Source organism: Streptomyces sp. NPDC048514, assembly GCF_043199955.1.
GTDB lineage: Bacteria > Actinomycetota > Actinomycetes > Streptomycetales > Streptomycetaceae > Streptomyces.
Window position 1 is genome coordinate 26,682 of record NZ_JBICWT010000002.1, and the last position, 20,420, is coordinate 47,101.

The window sequence follows — 20,420 nt, forward strand, 5'->3', positions numbered from 1 at the left end:
TCGCGGTGGTCGGGTCGGGTGGCCGGGGCCGGCCTGCCCGGGATCGGGCGGGCCGGTCGCGCGGTGGTCGTATCGGATGGTCGGGCCGGGCGGCCCGGTATCGGGCGGGCCGGGACCGTGCGGACCGGGGGCGGGGGCCGGGTCGGGGCGCGCGGTGAGCGGGGTTCGTGCCGGGCCGGCCGCCGGGGCGGCACGGCCCGGGGCCGTGGAGTCCTCACCGGCCTCCCCGGGCGTGGCGGGCGATGTGCCGCAGGGCGTCGGCGAACTCCCCGGCGACCCGGCGGACGGTCTCGGTGTCGTGGACGGCGGGCCGATGGTGCCAGCTGAAGGCGAGGCGCCCGTGCTGCACCGCACCCACCACCTCCACCAGGTGCGATCCCGGGTCCCGGGGGTCGTGGTCCTGCCCGAAGGAGCCGTGCTCGGCGCGCACCAGACCGCCGCCGCGGGTCTCGGGGCCGGAGTCCCACTGACCGAGGTAGTTGAACACCACCTGTCCGTGCGCGCCGGAGCCGAGGCGCTCGCGGATCCCGGGCGGCCCGAAGGTGCGCAGGGCGCCGAAGCCGAGGCCGTTGCCGGGGACGGCGCGCAGCTGGCGGCGCACCGATTTCACCAGGGACCGCCAGTCGCGCTCGGCGCCGGGACCGCCGGGGTCGGGCACCTGGAGGGCGACCGGGTGGACGGTGGTGAACCAGCCGACCGTACGGGAGAGGTCGACGCCGTCGAGCAGGTCCTCGCGGCCGTGCCCTTCGAGATCGAGGCGGACCCGGTCGTGCCCGGTCCAGCGGGCCAGGGCCAGGGCGAGGGCGGCGAGCAGGACGTCGTTGACCCGGGTGCGGTAGGCCGTGGGGGCCGAGCGCAGCAGGGCCGCCGTGTCCTCCTCGTCCAGTTCCACGCCGACCACCGCGGTCCGTGCCGTCCCGGCTCCGGGTGGCGCGTCCGCCGGGGCGGGCTCGGCGCGTACGGCCTCCTCCCAGTAGGGCAGTTCATGGTCCAGGCCGCCCTCGGCGACGTGCGCGGACAGTTTCGTCGACCATGAGCGGAAGCTGGTGGTGCGTTCCCCGAGGCTGACGTGAGCGCCCTCGACGGCCTGGCGGTAGGCGGTCTCCAGGTCGTCGCGCAGGATGCGCCAGGAGACCGCGTCGATCACGAGGTGGTGGGCGACGAGCAGGAGGAGGGCGGGCCGGTCCGCGTCCCCGGTGAACTGGGCCGCCCGCAGTTGCGGGCCGTGGGCCAGGTCGAAGCTCGTGTGCAGGTCGTCGGCGGCCTTCTGCATGGCCGCGTCGGCCTCCTCGGCGGACAGACCCGTCAGGTCGTGGCGCACGAGGATGTCCTGGCTCTCGCCGGGTGGCGGGTTGAACTGGCGCCAGCCCTTCTCGTCCCGGGTGAACCGCATGCGCAGTGCGTCGTGATGCTCCAGCAGGGCCTCGAGGCTGCGGCGCAGGGCGTCCGGGTCGGGGGTGCCGTCGAGTTCGAGCAGCGTGGACTGGTTGAAGTGGTGGTGGGCGGCGCGCGGGGTGCTCAGAAACCATTCCTGGATGGGGGTGAGCGGTACCTCGCCCGTGACCGGTCCGTCCCCGGTGCCGCGCGGCGCGGTGCGGACGACGGCGGCCAGTTCGGCCACGGTCTGGTGGGTGAACAGGTCCCGGGTGGCCAGGTGCAGGCCGTCCCTGCGCAGGCGCGAGACGACCTGCATGCTCAGGATGGAGTCGCCGCCGAGCGCGAAGAAGTTGTCGTCGGCGCCGACGTCGTCGATGCCGAGCACGTCGGCCCAGATCCGGGCGATGCGGCGCTCGGTGTCCGTGCGGGGCGCGGTACGCGGCCCGCCGGCCGCCCGGGCGGGCCCGGGCGCCGGCAGGGCGCGCCGGTCGAGCTTGCCGTTGGGGGTGAGCGGCAGCCGCTGCAGCGGTACGAAGAGCGCGGGGACCATGTGCGGGGGCAGCAGGTGCGCGAGATGCTCCCGCAGTTCACCGACGGGCACGCCGGCGTCGGCGGGGCCGTCCGGCACGACGTAGGCCACGAGCCGGGCGGGTCCGGCGGTGGCCGACTCCTTCGGCGCGTCCGCGCGGACGAGGACGACCGCGTCCCGCACCAGCGGGCTGCGGCGCAGCGCGCTCTCGATCTCGCCCGGTTCGATGCGGAAACCGCGCAGCTTGACCTGGCCGTCCGCGCGTCCGGCGAAGCGGAGTTCGCCGTCGGCGGTCCAGCGCACCAGGTCGCCGGTGCGGTACATCCGCTCCCCCCGCGCGCCGAACGGGTCGGCGACGAAGTGCCGGGCGGTGAGTCCGGGCCGGCCGAGGTACCCGCGGGCGAGGCCGGGTCCCGCCACGTACAGCTCCCCGGTGACGCCGGGCGGGACCGGGCGGAGAGCGGCGTCGAGGACGTGGACCCGGGTGGCGCCGGAGGGACGGCCGATGGGCGGGGCGCCGGCGCCGGGCGACAGGGGTCCGGTCCAGGTGGCGACCACGGTGGCCTCGGTGGGCCCGTAGGAGTTGATCATCCGGCGGCCGGGCGCCCAGGTCTCCACCAGGTCGGCCGGGCAGGCCTCGGCGCCGACGATGAGGGTGCGCAGCTCGGGCAGGGCGGCCGCCGTCTCCGGCGGGACGGTGGCGAGGGCCGCGGGCGGGATCAGGGTGTGGCTGATGCGGCGCGTGGCGAGCACCTCGGCCAGCCGTTCCCCGACGAGCGGGCCCTCCTCCCCCGTCACCAGTGCGGCTCCGCTCAGCAGCGAGGTGCACAGTTCCAGCACCGAGGCGTCGAAGCTGGGGGAGGCGAACTGCAGCACCCGGTCGCCGGGGCCCGCCGCGTACCGCTCGGCCGCGGCCGCTGCGAAGGAGGACAGACCCCGGTGGGTGACCGTCACGCCCTTGGGGGTGCCGGTCGAGCCGGAGGTGTAGATGACGTAGGCGGGATGGCCGGGGGTGAGGGGCGTGGTGCGGTCGGCGTCCGTGGGCGCCGTGTCCGGCCCCTCGGCGGCCCACACCGCGGCCGGGTCGTCGAGCACCAGGTGGGCGCTCGCGTCCCGGACCATGAACTGCCGCCGCTGCGCCGGGTAGTCGGGATCCACGGGCAGGAAGGCTCCGCCGGCCTTGGTGACGGCGAGCTGGGCCAGCACCGTCTCCGCCGAGCGGCGCAGTGCCAGGGCCACGATCCGTTCGGGGCCTACGCCGTCCCGGATGAGCCGGTGCGCGAGCCGGTTGGCCGCCCGGTCCAGCTCCGCGTAGGTCAGTTCCCGGTCGCCGTCCACCAGCGCCACCGCGTCCGGGGTGCGGGCCGCCTGCCGCTGGAACAGCTCCGGCAGGGTCGTCTCCGGTACCGGGCGGAATGAGCCCCGCCCCTGGTCGAGCAGGGTCTTCAGCTCGTCGTCCGAGGTCAGCGGCAGGGCGCCGAGGGGGCGTTCGGGATCTTCGGCGACGGCGCCCAGCAGGGTGCCGAGCTGGCCGGCCATCCGCTCGGCCGTGGCCGCGTCGAACAGGCCGGTGTTGTAGGTGAGCAGGCCGTGCAGCGCGCCGGAGGGGGTTTCGGCGAACTCCAGGGTGAGGTCGAACGCCGTCTGCTCCGACTCGGGTTCGACGTCGGTGACGTCCAGGCCAGGCAGGTCGAGGTCGGCCGCCGGGGTGTTCTGCAGGACGACCATGACCTGGAAGAGCGGGCTGCGGCTGGTGTCGCGGACCGGCTGGACCTCGTCCACCACCCGCTCGAACGGCACGTCCTGGTGGTCGAAGGCGTCCAGGACGGTCTGCCGGACCCCGGCGAGGAAGTCGGTGAAGGGCGACCGGGTCTCGACGCGCGAGCGCAGTACCAGGGTGTTGACGAAGAACCCGACGAGTCCTTGTGTCTCGGCCCGGTCACGGCCGGAGGTGACGGTGCCGACCGTGATGTCCGTGCTGCCGGACAGCCGGGCGAGGTAGGCCTGGGCGGCGGCGACCAGGGTGGTGAACAGGGTGGTCCCCCGGTCCCGGGCGAGCCGGGTCAGGCGCCGGGCGGTCCGGGCGGGCACCACCAGGGGGGTGCTCGCGCCGTCGCTGGTGCGCACCGGGGGCCGGGGCCGGTCGGTGGGCAGCTCCAGCGGCTCCGTGCCGGCCAGGTGCTCCTTCCAGTAGGCGAGCTGCTCGTCGGTGCCGGTGCCGCCGGCGGTGCGCTGCCAGTGGGCGTAGTCGGCGTACTGCACCGGCAGGGCCGGCAACTCCGCGCTCGCCGCGCCGAGTTCGGCTCGGTACAGCTGGGCCAGGTCGCCGAAGAGCACCGACGTCGACCAGCCGTCGGTGACGATGTGGTGCAGGGTGAGGCCGAGGACGTGCTCGTCGTCGGCCAGCCTCACCAGGGCGGTGCGCAGCAGCGGCCCCCGTCGCAGGTCGAAGGGGCGGGTGCGGTCGTCGGCGAGCAGTCGGCGCAGGGCCGGTTCGCGCTCCCCCGCGGGCAGGCCGGTCAGGTCGCGCAGGGGCAGGGGCACGTCCTGGGGCGGATGGACGATCTGCACGCCGTGTCCGTCCACGCTGTCGAAGGTGGTGCGCAGCGACTCGTGCCGGGCCGCCAGGGCGTCGAGCGCGGCGCCGAGCGCACCGGCGTCCAGGGTGCCGCGCAGCCGCAGGGCGAGCGCGGTGACGTACTCGGCGCCGCCGGGCGCGAACTCCTCCAGGAACCACAGGCGTTGCTGGGCGTACGACATGGGGGCCACCGCGTCGCGGGCCACCGGGACGATCGCCGGCCGGGACGCGGGCCGTGCCTCGGCGAGCAGGCGCGCCAGGCCGGCGGGGGTGGGATGGGTGAACACGGCGCGGGGGGTGAGGTCGGTGGCGAAGGCCTCGGCGAGGCGGGAGGCCAGCCGGATGCTGAGGATGGAGTCACCGCCGAGCCGGAAGAAGTCGTCCTCCACGCCGGGCGGTTCGATCCCCAGCACCTCCGCGAAGACCTCCGCCGTGCGGCGCTCGGTGTCGTCGCGCGGCTCGATCCGCTCGCGTTCGGGGAGGCTCTGCGGTGCCGGGAGGGCCGCCCGGTCGACCTTGCCGTTGCCGCTCAGCGGCAGGGCGTCGAGCGGGACGAAGGCGGTCGGCACCAGGTAGTCGGGCAGGGCGCGGCCCGCGAACGCGGCCAGCCGGGCCGGGTCCTGGCCGGCCGGCCCGACCACGTAGGCCACGAGCCGCTTGGCGCCCGGCCGGTCCTCGCGGGCCAGCACGGCCACGTCCACGACGTCCGGGTGGGCCGCGAGCGCGGCCTCCACCTCGCCGGGCTCCACCCGGAAGCCGCGGATCTTCACCTGGTCGTCGGCGCGGCCGAGGAACTCGACGGTGCCGTCCGGGCGCCGCCTGGCCAGGTCGCCCGTGCGGTACATCCGGGCGCCGGGCGGGCCGCAGGGGTCGGCGAGGAAGCGGGCCGCGGTGTCACCGGGGCGGCCCAGATAGCCGCGCGCCACGCCCTCGCCGGCCAGGTACAGTTCGCCGGCGCAGCCCGGTGGGACGGGGCGCAGCCGGCCGTCCAGGACGTGGACGCGCATGTCGTCCAGGGGGCGGCCGATGGGCACGGTGTCCGGCACCGAGGCCGCGTCGCCGAGGGCGAAGGAGGTCGCGAAGGTCGTCGTCTCGGTGGGGCCGTAGCCGTCCACGACGCTCAGTCCGGGGCAGGCGGCCAGCACCCGGCGCACGGCCGCGGCCGGGACCACGTCACCGCCGGTCCACACCTGGGCCAGGCCGCGGAAGCAGTCCGGCGCGTCCTGCGCGAGGAGCCGGAAGAGCCCGGCGGTCAGCCACAGGGCCGTCAGCCCGCCGTCGGCGGCCAGGCGCCGCACGAGAGCCGCGTCCACACCGCCGTCCGGGGCGACGACCACGCACCCGCCGCCCAGCAACGGCGCCCACACCTCGAAGGTGGCCGCGTCGAAGGCCGCCGGGGAGTGCAGGAGCACCCGGGCACACACGCCGCCGGCGAAACGGCTGTCGGTGGCGAGCGCCGCCACGTCCCGGTGCCGCACCGCCACCGCCTTGGGCCGGCCGGTGGAGCCGGAGGTGAACATCACGTAGGCCAGCCGGTCCGGGTCGGCGGCCGGCACGGACCGTCCCGGGGCGCCGGGCCGGGCGAGCGTCGGTGGGGCGGCCGCCAGGGCGGTGCGGGACGCGGTGACGTCCCCGGCGGTGAGGCGGACCGTGGCGCTCGCCTGGGTGAGCAGGGTGCGGCGGCGTTCTTCGGGGGCCCGGGTGTCGACGGGCACGTAGGCGCCGCCCGCCATGAGGACCGCGAGCTGGGCGACGACGAGTTCGGCCGAGCGGTCCATCAGGAGCGCGACCCGGTCCTCGGTCTGCAGGCCGTCGGCGACCAGCCGGGAGGCGAGTCGCCCCGCCCACTCGGCCAGCTGCCGGTAGGTCAGGTCGCGGTCGCCGTCGGACACCGCGACCGCGTCCGGTGTACGCCGGACCTGTGCGGCGAACAGGTCCACCGGGCTGGCCGGTGCCGGCTCGCGTGCGGTGGCGTTCCAGTCCGCCAGCAGGCGGCGGTCTGCCTCGGTGAGCGCGTCCAGTTCGTCGAGCCGGCCGTCGAGGCCGCCGGCGAGGGCGGTCAGCAGGACGGCCAGGCGGCCCGCGGCCCGCTCGACGGTGGCGCGGTCGAACAGCGCGGGGTCGTAGGCGAGGTCGAAGCCGAGCCGGTCGGCCAGGTGGGCGCGCAGGCACCAGGGGAAGGTGGTGGCGTCGTCGGCGCGCACCTCCGCCACGCGGACGCCCGTTCGGGCCGTGGCCGTCTCGTCGACGGGGTAGTTCTCGAACACCACCATGCTGTCGAAGAGCGGTTCGCCCGTGCCCGTCCCGCTCACGGCCTGGATGCGGGGCAGTGCGAGGAAGTCGAAGCGGCGGGCCTCGCTCTGCCGCTCCTGCAGGGAGCGCAGCCAGGGCAGCACTCCCCCGTCGGTCCCGCGAGGTACCCGGACCCGGGTCGGCACGGTGTTGATGAACATGCCGATCATCGTCTCGACGCCGGGCAGTTCGGCCGGCCGGCCGGAGACGGTGGTGCCGAACACCACGTCGTCCCGCCCGGCGGTGCGGGCCAGCAGCAGCCCCCAGGCGCCCTCCACGACGGTGTTGACGGTGAGTCCGGCGTGCGCGGCGGTCTCCCGCAGCCGCCGGGAGACCTCCTCGTCCAGCTCGCGGTGGACGGCGGCCGCGGACCGGGCGCGGTGGGCCTCGGCGGGTGTGCGGTCGTACGGCAGCGGCGTGCGGGCGGTGAACCCGGCGAGGGCGTCGGCCCAGTGCCGTTCGGCCGCAGCCGTGTCCTGGGCGCGCAGCCAGTGCAGGAAGTCCGCGAACGGCCGTCGCGCCGGGGGCGCCGCGTCCGGGCCGCCGGTCAGCGCGGCGTAGCGTTCGCACACCTCGGTGAGCAGTTGTCCGGTGCTCCAGCCGTCCAGCACGATGTGGTGGGTGGACCACACCAGCAGCACCTCGTCGCCGGGCAGCGCGGCCAGGGTGAGCCGGGTGAGCGGCGCCGTGCCGAGGTCCGTCCCGGAGGCGCGGTCCTCGGCGAGCAGGCGTTCGGTCGCCTCCGCGCGCGCCTCGGGTGTCAGGCCGCGCCAGTCGAGGTGGGTGACCGGCAGCCGGACGTGGTGGTGGACCACCTGTACGGGCTGGGGCAGGCCCCGGAAGTGCACGCTGGTGCGCAGTACGGGGGTGCGGTCGGCGACGCACTGCCAGGCCTCGGCGAACGCGTGGGGGTCGGCCACTCCGGCGAGCCGTACCGCGGTGCGGTCGAAGTAGGCGCCCTCGGTGTCGACGAGTCCGTGGAAGAGCATGCCGGACTGCAGGGGGGTGAGTGGGAGCACGTCCTCGACGTCCCGGCCGTCGCCGGCGAGTGTGTCGAGCTGGTCCTGGGTGAGGCCGGCGAGGGGGAAGTCGGACGGGGTGCGGCCGCCCGCCCCGGGAAGGGCGCAGTGGGCCGCGATGTCGCGCAGGGCGGTGAGGGTGTCCTCGGCCAGCCGGCGCACGGTGGTCTCGTCGTAGACGGCGGGCGGGTAGGTCCAGCCCAGTTCGAGCCGTCCCTGCTGGACCACTCCGGTGATGTCCAGCAGATAGGGGCGGGGTTCGTCCGGGTCGGTGTCGCGGCCGGCCGGGGGCAGCGCCCCCGTGTACAGGCCGTCGGCGGCGCCGGTACCGCCCGCGTCCCACTGGCCGTGGTAGTTGAAGCCGACCCGGGGTGCGGCGGTGCCGGTGAGCGGGCTGCCGGGCAGCAGGTGGCGCAGGGCGCCGTGGCTGAGGCCGTGCAGCGGTACGGCGCGCAGCTGTTCCTTGACCGAGCGCAGGGTGTCGTGCCAGGCGGCGTCCGGGTCGACGTGCAGCGCGAGGGGGAACTCGGCGGTGAACCAGCCGACCGTCCGGGACAGGTCCACGTCCTCGAAGAGGTCCTCCCGGCCGTGCCCCTCCACGCCGACCAGGACGGTGTCGCGCCCGCACCAGCGGGTCAGGGTGCGGCCGAGGGCGCTGAGGAGGACGTCGTTGACCTGGGTGCGGTAGACCTCCGGGACCTGGCGCAGCAGGGCGTCCGTGGTGTCCTGGTCCAGGGTGACGGTGACGGTGGCCGCGGTGCCGTGGGTGTTGGGGCCGGGCCGGCCGGCGGGCAGTCCGGCCGGGGCCGCGCCGGTGCGGGTCCAGTAGGGCAGGTCCGCGTCCAGGGCGCCGGCGCGGGTGTGCCGCTCGAGCCGGGTGGCCCAGTGGCCGAACGAGGTGCCGGGTGCGGGAAGTGCCACGGGCTGTCCGGCCCGGGCCGCCCGGTACGCGCTGTCCAGGTCCGCCAGCAGGATCCGCCAGGACACCCCGTCGACCGCCAGGTGGTGGACGGTGACGACGAGTTGGCCGTCCCGGTCCGGGCCGGGGTCGAAGAACAGGACGCGGACGACGCGGCCCGTGGTGGGATCGAGGGCGGCCTGTGCCTCGTCGGCGCGTCGCTGCACCTCCGCCTCCAGCTCCGCGGCGTGCAGCCGGGCGACGTCGTGGCGGGTGAGGACGGCGTCCGGCGTCTCGGCCAGGACCTCCTGGCGCCAGCCGTCGCCGGTGTGCCGGAACCGGGTGCGCAGGGCGGCGTGCCGGGCGACGAGGGCCTCGGCGGCGCGGGCCAGGGCGGCGGGGTCGGTGCCCGGGGCCGTGCGCAGCCGCTGGGTCATGGTGAAGCGCAGGCCGTGCGCGGGGTCGCGGCCGTCGAGGTACCAGTGCTGGATCGGGGTGAGCGGGGCGTCGGCCGGCGGGGTTTCGCCGCCGGCGGCCGGACGGGCGGTGGTTTCGCCGACGCGCAGGGCGAGTTCGGCGACGGTCTGGTGCCGGAAGACGTCCTTGGTGGTGAGGGCGAGGCCGGCCTGCCGGGCGCGCGAGACGATCTGGATGCTGAGGATGGAGTCGCCGCCGAGGGCGAAGAAGTTGTCCCGGGCGCCCACGCGTTCGGTGCCGAGCACCTCGGCCCAGATCGCTGCGAGCCGCTCCTCCGTGCCGGGCCGTGGCGCCACGTAGAGGGTGGTGGTGCCGGGTTGCGCGGGCGGCGCCGGCAGCGCGCGGCGGTCGGTCTTGCCGCTGGTGGTGCGCGGGATGCGGGCCAGTGGGACGAACGCGGTGGGCACCATGTGGTCGGGCAGCGTGCGGCGCAGCCACAGGCGCAGCTCGTCGGCGTCCGGGGCGCGGCCGGCGGCGGGTACGACGTAGCCCACCAGGGTGAGGCGGCCCGCCTGCTCGCGGGCGGCGACGGCCGCGTCGGCGACGCCGGGGTGACCGAGGAGGGCGGCCTCGACCTCGCCGGGTTCGATGCGGAAGCCGCGGATCTTCACCTGCTCGTCGACGCGCCCGAGGAACTCCAGCTGCCCGTCGCCGGTCCAGCGGGCGCGGTCGCCGGTGCGGTACATCCGCTCCCCCGGCGCCCCGGACGGATCGGCGACGAAGCGGGCGGCGGTCAGACCGGGGCGGTTCAGGTAGCCGCGCGCGACCTGCTCCCCAGCCAGGTACAGCTCACCGGGGACGCCGGGCGGTACCGGGCGCAGACCGGCGTCGAGGACGTAGGCGCGCAGGTTGCCGCCGGGACGGCCGACGACGGGCCGGCCGGGGCTGTCGGCGCAGCGGCCGTAGACGGCGTCGACGGTGCACTCGGTGGGTCCGTACATGTTGTGGACGGTGATGCCCAGGTCCCGTTCGGCGGCGACGAGTTCGTGCCAGGTGGCGGTGGGGACCGCCTCGCCGCCGACGAGCAGCAGCCGGGGGTGGTGGCGGCCGGGGGCCAGCAGTCCGGCGGAGGTGAGTTCGCGCAGGAAGGACGGGGTGACGTTGACCAGGTCCAGCCGGTCTTCGGTGACCTGGGCGCAGAGTGCCTGGGGGTCCAGGCGTACGTCCTCGTCGATGAGGTGGACCTCGTGGCCGAGGGCGAGCAGCAGCGGCCCTTCCCAGGAGGTGTCGAAGGAGAAGGAGGCGCTCAGCGCGGCGCGCAGCCGCCGCCCGCCGGTGGTGTGCGGGGCGAGCAGGCGGGCGCGGTGGTCGTGGCAGAGGTTGACCAGCTGCCGGTGTTCCACGGCGACGCCCTTGGGCCGGCCGGTGGAGCCGGAGGTGTAGACGATGTAGGCGGTGTGCCGGGGCAGCAGGGGGCCGATGCGGTCGGCGTCGGTCGGGTCGTGGGCGGGCAGCCGGTCCCAGGGCACGTCGGCCAGGCCGGTCAGCAGTGTGTGCGGCCGGGCGTCCGTCAGCAGGAGATCGGCGCGCTCCGCGGGCAGTTCGGGGTCGAGGCAGAGCAGGGTGGCGCCCGCCTTGAGCACCGCGAACAGCGCCACCAGCTGCTCGGAGGTGCGGGGCAGCCGGACCGCGACGACGCGTTCGGGTCCGGCGCCGAGTGCGATGAGGTGGTGGGCGAGGCGGTTGGCCCGCTCGTTCAGTGCGGCGAGGTCGAGGGTGGTGTCACGGGCCACGAGTGCGGTCCGGTGCGGGGTGCGGGCGGCCTGCGCCTCGAAGAGGGCGGTGAAGGTGGTGTCCGGTTCGGGCAGCCGGGCGCCCTGTCCGAAGCCGAGCACCCGCCGTCGTTCGCCGTCGGTCATCAACGGCAGTGCGCCGACCGGGCGCCCGGGGTCCTCGGCCGCGGCCTCCAGCAGGATGCGCAGCCGGTCGGCCAGCTGTACGACGGTGGCGGTGTCGAACAGGCCGGTGTCGTACTCCAGGTATCCGGTGAGCCCGCCGTCCTGCTCGACGAAGTCGAAGGCGAGGTCGAAGGTGGCGTTGCGGACCGGCGGGGTCACCGGCTCGGTCTGCAGACCCGGCAGCCGCAGCGCCTCGGCGCCGAGGTTGTGCAAAGCCACCATGACCTGGAACAACGGGGTCCGGCTGGTGTCGCGTTCGGGCTGGAGGGCGTCCACCACCCGCTCGAAGGGCACCTCCTGGTGGGCGAAGGCGTCCAGGACGGTGCCGCGCACCTCGGACAGCAGCTCGCGGAACGGCAGTTCCGGCCGGACCCGGGCCCGCAGCACCAGCGTGTTGACGAACATGCCGACCATGTCGTGCAGTTCGGGCCGGTCACGGCCCGCGGTGACGGTGCCGACGGTGAGGTCCTGCTGTCCCGCCCAGCGGGCGAGCAGCACCTGGCAGGCCGTCACGAGGGTCATGTAGAGCGTGGCGTCGGCCTCCCTGCCGCGCTCGCGCAGCCGCTCGGTCAGGGCGGCGGGCAGCGTGAAGGTCAGCAGGGCGCCGTCGCGGGTGCGGACGGCCGGGCGGGGCCGGTCGGTGGGCAGCTCCAGCGGGGTGACCCCGGCCAGGGCCTGGCGCCAGTGGCCGAGGCCGGCCTCGATGCGGTCGGCGCGGGTGCGCTGCCAGGCGGCGAAGTCGGTGTACCGCACGGGGAGGGCGGGCAGGGCGGCCGGGCGGTTCTCGTGGGCCGCCGTGTACAGCTCGCCGAGGTCCCGGCCGAGCACGCCCATCGACCAGCCGTCGGTGACGATGTGGTGGACGGCCAGGATCAGTACGTGGTCGTCGGCGGCCAGGCAGGCCAGGCGGGCGCGCAGCAGCGGTCCGGCGGCAAGGTCGAAGGGGGTGGCGGCCGCGCGGTCGAGGAGGGCGTCCAGGCCTGCGGCGTCGGTGAGGTGCTCCAGCGGGAGGTCGACGGGGCTCGGCGGGTGGACGATCTGCCGGGCCTGCCCGTCGTGCTCCTCGAAGGTGGTGCGCAGTGCCTCGTGCCGGGCGACGAGACCGTCCAGGGCGGTGTGCAGGGCGGCCCGGTCGAGCGGGCCGCGCAGCCGGAGCACGGACAGGGTGGTGTACTCGGTGCTGCCCGGCTCGAACCGGTCCAGGAACCACAGCCGTTGCTGGGCGTACGACAGCGGCGCCGGGGTGTCCGGGTCGGCGGGCGGGACGGCGCCGGCGGGGGCGGTGTCCCCGGCGGGCGGGTCGCCGAGGGCGGCGGCGAGGTCCGACAGCCTCGGGTGGGTGAACAGCAGGCGGGGCGAGACGTCCGTGCCGAAGGCGGCGCGCAGCCGGGAGACGACGCGGACGGCGAGGATGGAGTCGCCGCCGAGGGCGAAGAAGTCGTCGTCGGCGCCGACGCCGTCGGTGTCCAGGACGTCCGTCCAGGCCGTGGCGACCAGCCGTTCGGCGGGCGTGCGCGGCGGGGTGCGGTCGGCTTCGGCGGCGAACCCGTCCGGGCCGGGCGCGGGCAGGGCGCGGCGGTCGAGCTTGCCGTTGACGGTGAGCGGCAGGGCCGTCATCGGCACATAGGCGGCGGGCACCATGTGTGCGGGCAGCAACCCCTCCAGGTGGGAGCGGAGTTCGGCCGCCGGGGGCGGTGGTGCGGCGCTCTCGCCGCTGCCGGTGCCGACGACGTGGGCCACCAGCCGGCGCGTCCCGGCGGCGTCCTCGTACACGCCGACGGTCGCGGCGCCGACCCCCGGGTGGGTGTGCAGGGCGGCCTCGATCTCGCCCGGCTCGATGCGGTAGCCGCGGATCTTCACCTGCTGGTCGGCGCGGCCCAGGTACTCAAGGGTGCCGTCGGCCCTTCTGCGGGCCCGGTCGCCGGTGCGGTACATGCGGGTGCCGGGACGCCCGAAGGGGTCGGCGAGGAAGCGGGTCGCGGTCAGGCCGGGGCGGCCCAGGTAGCCGCGGGCGAGGCCCTCTCCGGCGACGTACATCTCGCCCACGGCGCCGGGCGGTACCGGTTGCAGGGTGTCGTCGAGGACGTGGACGCGCAGGTCGGGGATGCCGGTGCCGATGGGGCTCGCGGTGCCCGTGCGGGCGGTCGCGCGGTCGAGGGGGGCGTAGGTGACGTGCACGGTGGTCTCGGTGATGCCGTACATGTTCACCAGGCGCGGCGCGGTGTCCGGGTGGCGCGCGTACCAGCCGGCGAGCCGGGACACGTCCAGCGCCTCGCCGCCGAAGATCACGGTGCGCAGCGCCAGCCGGTCTCCGGTCCTGGGGTCTTCGGCGTCGGCACGGGCCAGCGGGTAGAAGGCGGACGGGGTCTGGTTGAGGACGGTGACCGCCTCGTCGGCGAGCAGCCGCAGGAAGTCCTCCGGGGAGCGGGCGGTGTCCTCGGGGACGACGACGAGCCGGCCGCCGTGCAGCAGGGGGCCCCACAGCTCCCACACCGAGAAGTCGAAGGCGTAGGAGTGGAACAGGGTCCACACGTCGTCCTCGCCGAAGCCGAACCACTGCCGGGTGCGGGTGAACAGGCGCACCACGTTGGCGTGCGGGACGACGACGCCCTTGGGCCGGCCGGTGGAGCCGGAGGTGTAGATGGCGTAGGCGGGACTCTCGGGCAGCGGGCACCGGGCCGGGTCCCGCGGGTCCGTGCCCGGACGCCGTTCCAGGTCGTCCCGTACCCCGGCGTCGTCGAGCAGCAGCAGGGGTACGGCGGTGTCCCCGGCCCGCGCGGCGGTCGCGGCGGTCGTCACCAGCGTCACCGGGGCGGCGTCCGCCAGCAGCCCGGCGACGCGTTCGGCGGGCAGCGCGGGGTCGATGGGCAGATAGGCGGCGCCGGTCTTGAGGACGGCGAGGACGGCCACGACGAGGTCGCAGGAGCGGGGCAGCGCGAGGGCCACGAACCGCTCGGGCCCGGCGCCGAGTTCGGCGAGCCGGTGGGCGAGCCGGTTGGCGCGCGCGTTCAGCGTGGCGTAGTCGAGGCGCTCGTCGCCGCAGGCCACTGCCTCGGCGGCGGGGGTCCGGGCGGCCTGGGCGGCGAAGAGGCCGACGAGGGTCTCGGCGGGCCGGCCCTCCTCGGTGCCCTGGAAGTCGACCAGCATGCGCCGCCGCTCCTCGGCGGTGGTCCAGGCCAGGGTGCGCAGCGGGCGGTCGGGGTCGTCGGCCAGCTCGCCGAGCAGCAGGCACAGCCGGTCGGCGAGGGTCCGCACGGTCGCGGCGTCGAACAGCGCGGGGTCGTAGGCCAGGTCGAAGCCGAAGCGCTCGCCCTGGTAGGCCCGCAGCACCAGGGCGTAGTTGGTGGCGTCCCGCGAGGAGACCTCGGCCAGGCGGATGCCGGAGGTGGCCGAACGGGTCTCGTCGAAGGGGTAGTTCTCGAACGCGACCATGCTGTCGAACAGCGGGCTGCCGGACGGCACGGCGCTCAGGCCGGTCAGCTCGGCGAGGGACACCGCGGCGAACCGCCGTGCCTCGGCCTGCGCCTCCTGCAGTTCCCGCAGCCAGTCGGCGGCGGTCCGGCCGCCGTCCACGGAGACGCGGGTGGGCAGGGTGTTGATGAACATGCCCACCATCGACTCGACGCCGGGCAGGTCGTCCGGGCGGCCGGAGACGGTGGTGCCGAACAGCACGTCCCGTTCGGCGCTGTAGCGCGACAGCAGCAGCGCCCAGGCGCCCTGTACCACCGTGCCGAGCGTCAGGCCCGCTCTCCGGGCGGTGCGCGCCAGCCGTGCGGACACCTCCTCGGACAGCCCGGCCGCGTGCGCCTGCGTGGAGCGCGTCTCGTGTCCCGCGCGCCGGGCGCGGTCGACGGGCAGCGGGGTCGGGGTGGCGAAGCCGTCCAGGACGCCGCGCCAGTGGGCGCGGGCGGCCTCGGCGTCCTGGCCGGCCAGCCAGCGCACGTAGTCGCCGAAGGGGCGCCGCGCGGTCGGCCGTGGTTCGGCACCGGTGGTGAGGGCCGCGTACTCCTCGAAGACGTCGGTGAGCACCTGGGCCAGGCTCCAGCCGTCCAGGATCAGGTGGTGGGAGGTCCACAGCAGGTGCAGGCGGGCGTCGGGCAGCCGGACGAGGGTCAGCCGCATCAGCGGCGCGGCGGTGAGGTCCAGGCCGCGCGCCAGGTCGTCGGCGCGCAGGGCGGCCAGCCGGCCGGCGCGCTCGCCCGCGTCCAGTTCGCGCCAGTCCTCCTGGGTGACGGGCACCCGCACGTCCCGGTGCACCACCTGGAGCGGGACCGGGACCCCCTCCCAGACCACCGAGGTGCGCAGGGCCGGGGTGCGGTCGGTCACCCGCTGCCAGGCGAGGGCCAGGGCGTCCGGGTCGCTCACGCCCTCCAGCAGCAGCGCGGCCTGGTCGACGTACACGTCGTCCGGACCGCCGACCAGGCGGTGGAAGAGCATGCCCTCCTGGAGCGGGGTGAGCGGCACCAGGTCCGTCACGTCCCGGCCGTCGCCCACCAGGCGGTCCACGGCGGCCTGGTCCAGGCGGGCCAGCGGGAAGTCGGACGGGGTGCGCCCGCCGGCACCGGGGCGCGCGCAGTGTCCGGCGACGGCGGCGAGCGCGCCGGCCATGGCGTCGGCCAGGCCCTGGACGGTGTCCGCCCGGTGCACCTGGTCGCTGTAGTGCCAGGTGATCTCCAGCCGGCCGTCGGCCACCACGGCCGAGACGTCGAGGAGGTGGTCCAGGGGGGCGCCGGGGTCCATGTCGCGGCCCGGGACGTCGGCGGCCGGGGCGAAGTCCCCGCCGCCGGGCGCCTCCCACTGCCCGTGGTACGTGAAGCACACCTGGGGCAGCGGCAGTTCCCGCAGCGGCCGGGCGGCCGGGTCGGGCGAGCCGAGATGGGCCAGTGCCTGGTAGCTCAGGCCGCGCCGGGGCACGGCACGCAGCCGTTCCTTGACGCTCTTGAGCGTGGCACCCCAGTCCGGTGCGCCGGCGGGCCCGGCCGGGGTGAGGGTGACGGGGTACTGGCTGGTGAACCAGCCGACCGTCCGGGACAGGTCGACGCCCTCGGCCAGGTCCTCCTCGCGGCCGTGGCCCTCGAGGGCGACGGTGATCCGCTCGGCGCCGGCCCAGTCGGCCAGCACCCGGCCGAGCGCGCTCAGCAGCACGTCGTTGACCTGGGTGCGGTACACGGCCGGCACCCGGCGCAGCAGCGCCTCGGTGGTGGCGCGGTCGATGCGGGTGCGCACGGTGCGGACGGAACCGGCCAGCGGCGTGCCGGGCAGGTCCACGGGCAGGGGGGTGCGCGGTGCGGCGGTCTCGGCCGTCCAGTAGGGCAGGTCGTCGTCGAGATCGCCGGCCCGCACCCGCTCGGCGAGGTGGCGGGACCACGCGGTGAACGGGGTGTGCTCGGGCTCCGGTCGGGGGTCCTCGCCCGCGGCGGCCTGCCGGTAGGCGAGCGCCAGGTCGGCGAGGAGCACCCGCCAGGAGACGCTGTCCACGGCCAGATGATGGGCCGTCAGGAAGAGCTGGGGCCGCTCCGCGCCCGGCAGCAGGGCCGCGCGCAGCAGTGCCCCGGTGGCCGGGTCGAGGGCCGCCCGGGCCGCGTCGGCGGCCTCGGCGGGTGTGGTCCCGGCGGTGTGCCGGGTCAGCAGCCCGGTGGCCGGGCCGGTGCCCGGGTGCTGCCGCAGGCCCTCGTCCGTGCCGGTGAAGCGGGTGCGCAGCGCCGGGTGCCGGGCCACGACCGCCTCCAGGGCCCGTTCCAGCGCCGTCTCGTCCAGGTCGTGCGGCAGGTCCAGCAGCAGGGACATGCTGAAGCGGCGCAGCGGCCCGTGGGTGGCGAAGAACCACTCCTGGACCGGGGTCAGCGGGGCGGGTCCGTCGTCGTGCGGGCGCCGGGGGGCGGGCTCGGCGGCGGTACGGTGGGCCGCCGCCGCGGCCAGGTCGGCGACCGTCTGGTGGCGGAAGACGTCCTGCGAGCCGAGGTGCAGGCCCGCCGCGCGGGCCCGGGAGACGGCCTGGATGCTCAGGATCGAGTCGCCGCCCAGCTCGAAGAAGTTGTCCGTGACGCCCACCCGGGCCACACCGAGCACCTCGGCCCAGATGCCGGCCAGAGTCTCCTCGGCGGGGGTGCGCGGGGCCGTGTACCGGTGCTCCCGCTCGGCTCCTTCGGGGTCGGGCGCGGGCAGGGCGCGGCGGTCCAGCTTGCCGCTGGTGGTCAGCGGCAGCGTGGCGAGCGCGGTGAAGGAGGACGGCACCATGTGGTCGGGCAGCACGCGCCGCAGGGCGGAGCGCAGGTCCGCCGGGGCGGGCCGCGCGCCGGGCGCGGGGACGACGTAGCCGGCCAGCCGGGTGTGGCCGCGCGGGTCGGTCACGGCGGCGACGGCGGCCGCGGCGACCTCGGGCAGGTCGAGCAGGGCCGCCTCGATCTCGCCGGGTTCGATGCGGTGACCGCGCACCTTGACCTGGTCGTCGGCGCGTCCGAGGTAGTCGATGCGCCCGTCGGCGGTCCAGCGGGCCAGGTCTCCCGTGCGGTACATACGGCTTCCGGGCGGCCCGAACGGATCGGCCCGGAAGCGGGCGGCGGTCAGGCCGGGCCGGCCGGCGTAGCCCCGGGCCAGCTGCTCGCCGGCGAGGTACAGCTCGCCGCCGACGCCGGGGGGCACCGGCTGGAGCCGGTCGTCGAGGACGTACGCGCTCACCTTCGGCAGCGGACGCCCCACCAGCGGACGGTCGGCGTCCTCGATCCGGCAGGCCAGCGCGTCGACCGTGCACTCGGTGGGGCCGTAGAAGTTGTAGGCGCTCAGCCCTGGTCGCGCGGCCAGCTCCCGCCACAGGGCGGGGCCGACCGCCTCGCCGCCGAGCATCAGCACGCGGGGGCGGTGGCGGGGATCGGTGAGCAGTCCCGCGGGCAGCAGCTGGCGCAGGTACGAGGGGGTGACGTCGAGGAAGTCGACGCGGTGCGCGACGACGTACTCGACCAGGGCCGCGGGGTCCATCCGGGTCACCTCGTCGACCAGGTGCAGCGGGTGGCCGTCGGCCATCAGCAGCACGCCTTCGAGCGAGGTGTCGAAGGAGAAGGACGCGGTGAGGGCCACGCGCAGCGGGCCGCCGCCCGCCTCGGCGACGAAGCCCGCGCGGTGCGCCGCGAGCAGGTGCACCGCCGAACGGTGGGCCACCGCGACGCCCTTGGGGCGGCCGGTGGAGCCGGAGGTGTAGATGACGTAGGCGGTGTGCCACGGGTCCAGCGGGGCGCGGCGGTCGGCGTCGGTGGGGTCGGTGTCCGGGACGCCGGCGGGTACGGCCCGCAGCGCGGCCTCGTCGAGGACCAGGGCCGGGCGGGCGTCCCGCAGCAGATGGTGCAGGCGTTCTTCCGGCAGCGCCGGGTCCAGGGGCAGATAGCCGGCGCCGGACTTCCAGACGGCGAGGATGGCCACGAACATGTCCGCGGTGCGCGGCAGCCGCAGCGCGACCAGCCGTTCGGGGCCGGCGCCGCGGGCGATCAGATGGTGGGCGAGCCGGTTGGCGCGGGCGTTGAGCGTGGCGTAGTCCAGCCGCTCGCCCCCGGCGACCAGGGCGAGGGCGCCGGGGGTGAGGGCCGCTCGGCGCTCGAAGATCGCCGGATAGGTGGTGTCACCGGCGGGGTGGGCGGTGGCGAGGCGGGCGCCGGGGGTGGTGGCACCGGGGCCGGCCGCCCCGCCGTCGGCTGCCGCGCGGTCGGTCGCCTCACCGTCGGCCGCCTCGCGGTCGGTGGTGTCACCGTCGGCCGCCTCGCGGTCGGTGGCGTCAGCGCTGGTCGCGTCGACGGGTATGGCTTCGGGTATTGCTTCGCGGTCGGTGGCGTTCCAGTCGCGGGTGACCTGCCGCAGCTCTCGCTCGGACAGCAGCGGCAGGGTGCCGAGCGGCCGGTCCGGTTCACCGGTGGCGGCCTCCAGCAGCCGCAGCAACTGCCCGGCCGCCCGCTCGGCCGTGGCCGCGTCGAACAGGTCGGTGCGGTACTCCAGCAGGCCGGTCAGTCCGTCGCCGTCCGGTACGAACTCCACGCTCAGGTCGAAGGTGGCCGCCTGGCGGGGTACGGCGACGGGAGAGGCGGCGAGGCCGCGGGGACCGCTCGCGGCGGGCGGATCGGGGTGCAGCAGGACCATCACGTCGAAGAGCGGGTTGCGGCCCGCCTCACGGGGCGCGCCCACCGCCTCCACGATCCGCTCGAACGGCGTGTCGCCGTGGGCGAAGGCGTCGTTGACGGTGCCGGCCGTCTCGGCCAGCAGGTCGCCGAAGGACCCGGCCGACCGCACCGTGGTGCGCAGCGCCACCGTGTTCACGAAGAAGCCGACGGCGCGTTCGAGGTCGGTGCGGGAGCGGCCGGGGGTGAGCGAGCCGACGGTGATGTCGTCCTGCCCGGACCAGCGGGCGAGCAGGGCCTGGGTGGCGGCGACCAGTGCGGTGTAGAGGGTGGTGTGCCGCTGTCTTGCGAGGTCGCGCAGTCGTGCCGTGAGGCCGGCGGGGAGGGTGAAGGTGTGGACGGCGCCCGCGCCCGCCTCCTCACCGCGGCGCGGGTGGTCCAGGGGCAGTTCGGGGACGGCCGCGCCGGTCAGCCGCTCCTTCCAGTGGGCCAGCTCCCGCTCCAGCCGGGGGCCCGAGAGCTGCTCGCGCTGCCACACCGCGAAGTCCGGGTACTGCGTCGCCACCGGCGGCAGCTGCGCGGCGGCACCCCGGGTGAGGGCGTCGTACGCGGTGCACAGCTCGTCCAGGACGATGCCCATGGACCAGCCGTCGGTGACGATGTGATGGGCGGTCAGCAGCAGCACGTGCGAGGTGGCCGACTCGCGCAGCAGCAGAGCCCGCAGCAGGGGGCCGCGCAGCAGGTCGAAGGGGCGGGAGTACTCCTCGCGCAGGGCCGCGTCGGTGCCCGCGGTGCCCGTGCCCGCGGTGTCCCGGACCGGCAGCGGTACCGGCCCCGCGGGGCGGACGGTCTGCGCCGGCCGTCCGTCGGCCTCCTCGAACGTGGTGCGCAGCGACTCGTGGCGGCCCACGACGGTGGCGAGCGCCGCTTCCAGGGCGCCGCGGTCCAGGGTGCCGGTGAAGCGCACCGCCACGGCGCTGTTGTAGCGGGGGTCGCCGGGCCGCAGCCGGTCCAGGAACCACAGGCGCTGCTGGGCGAAGGACAGGGGCAGCGGCCGGTCCCGGCCGGCCCGCGGTATCCCGCGCGCCGCGGCACCGGACGCACCACCGGCCCGCCCGGCCAGTCTCCGGCGCATCGCCTCCTGCAGCTCGGCGGGCAAGGCCCGAGCCCGCTCCCCCACCGACGCGGCCGCGCGAGCGGAGGGGCGGACGGGGCGCCCGCCAGGGGTGGCCGCCGAGTCGGTCGCGGGGTTC

1 protein-coding gene is annotated in these 20,420 nt (G+C 76.1%); it reads right to left on the minus strand.

Annotated features, from left to right (window positions below):
* Nucleotides 1-214: 214 nt before the first annotated feature.
* Nucleotides 215-20,302, minus strand: coding sequence for a non-ribosomal peptide synthase/polyketide synthase (locus ACGFT2_RS03235; RefSeq protein ID WP_393273850.1), 20,088 nt, complete (start codon nucleotides 20,300-20,302; stop codon nucleotides 215-217).
* Nucleotides 20,303-20,420 lie beyond the last annotated feature (118 nt).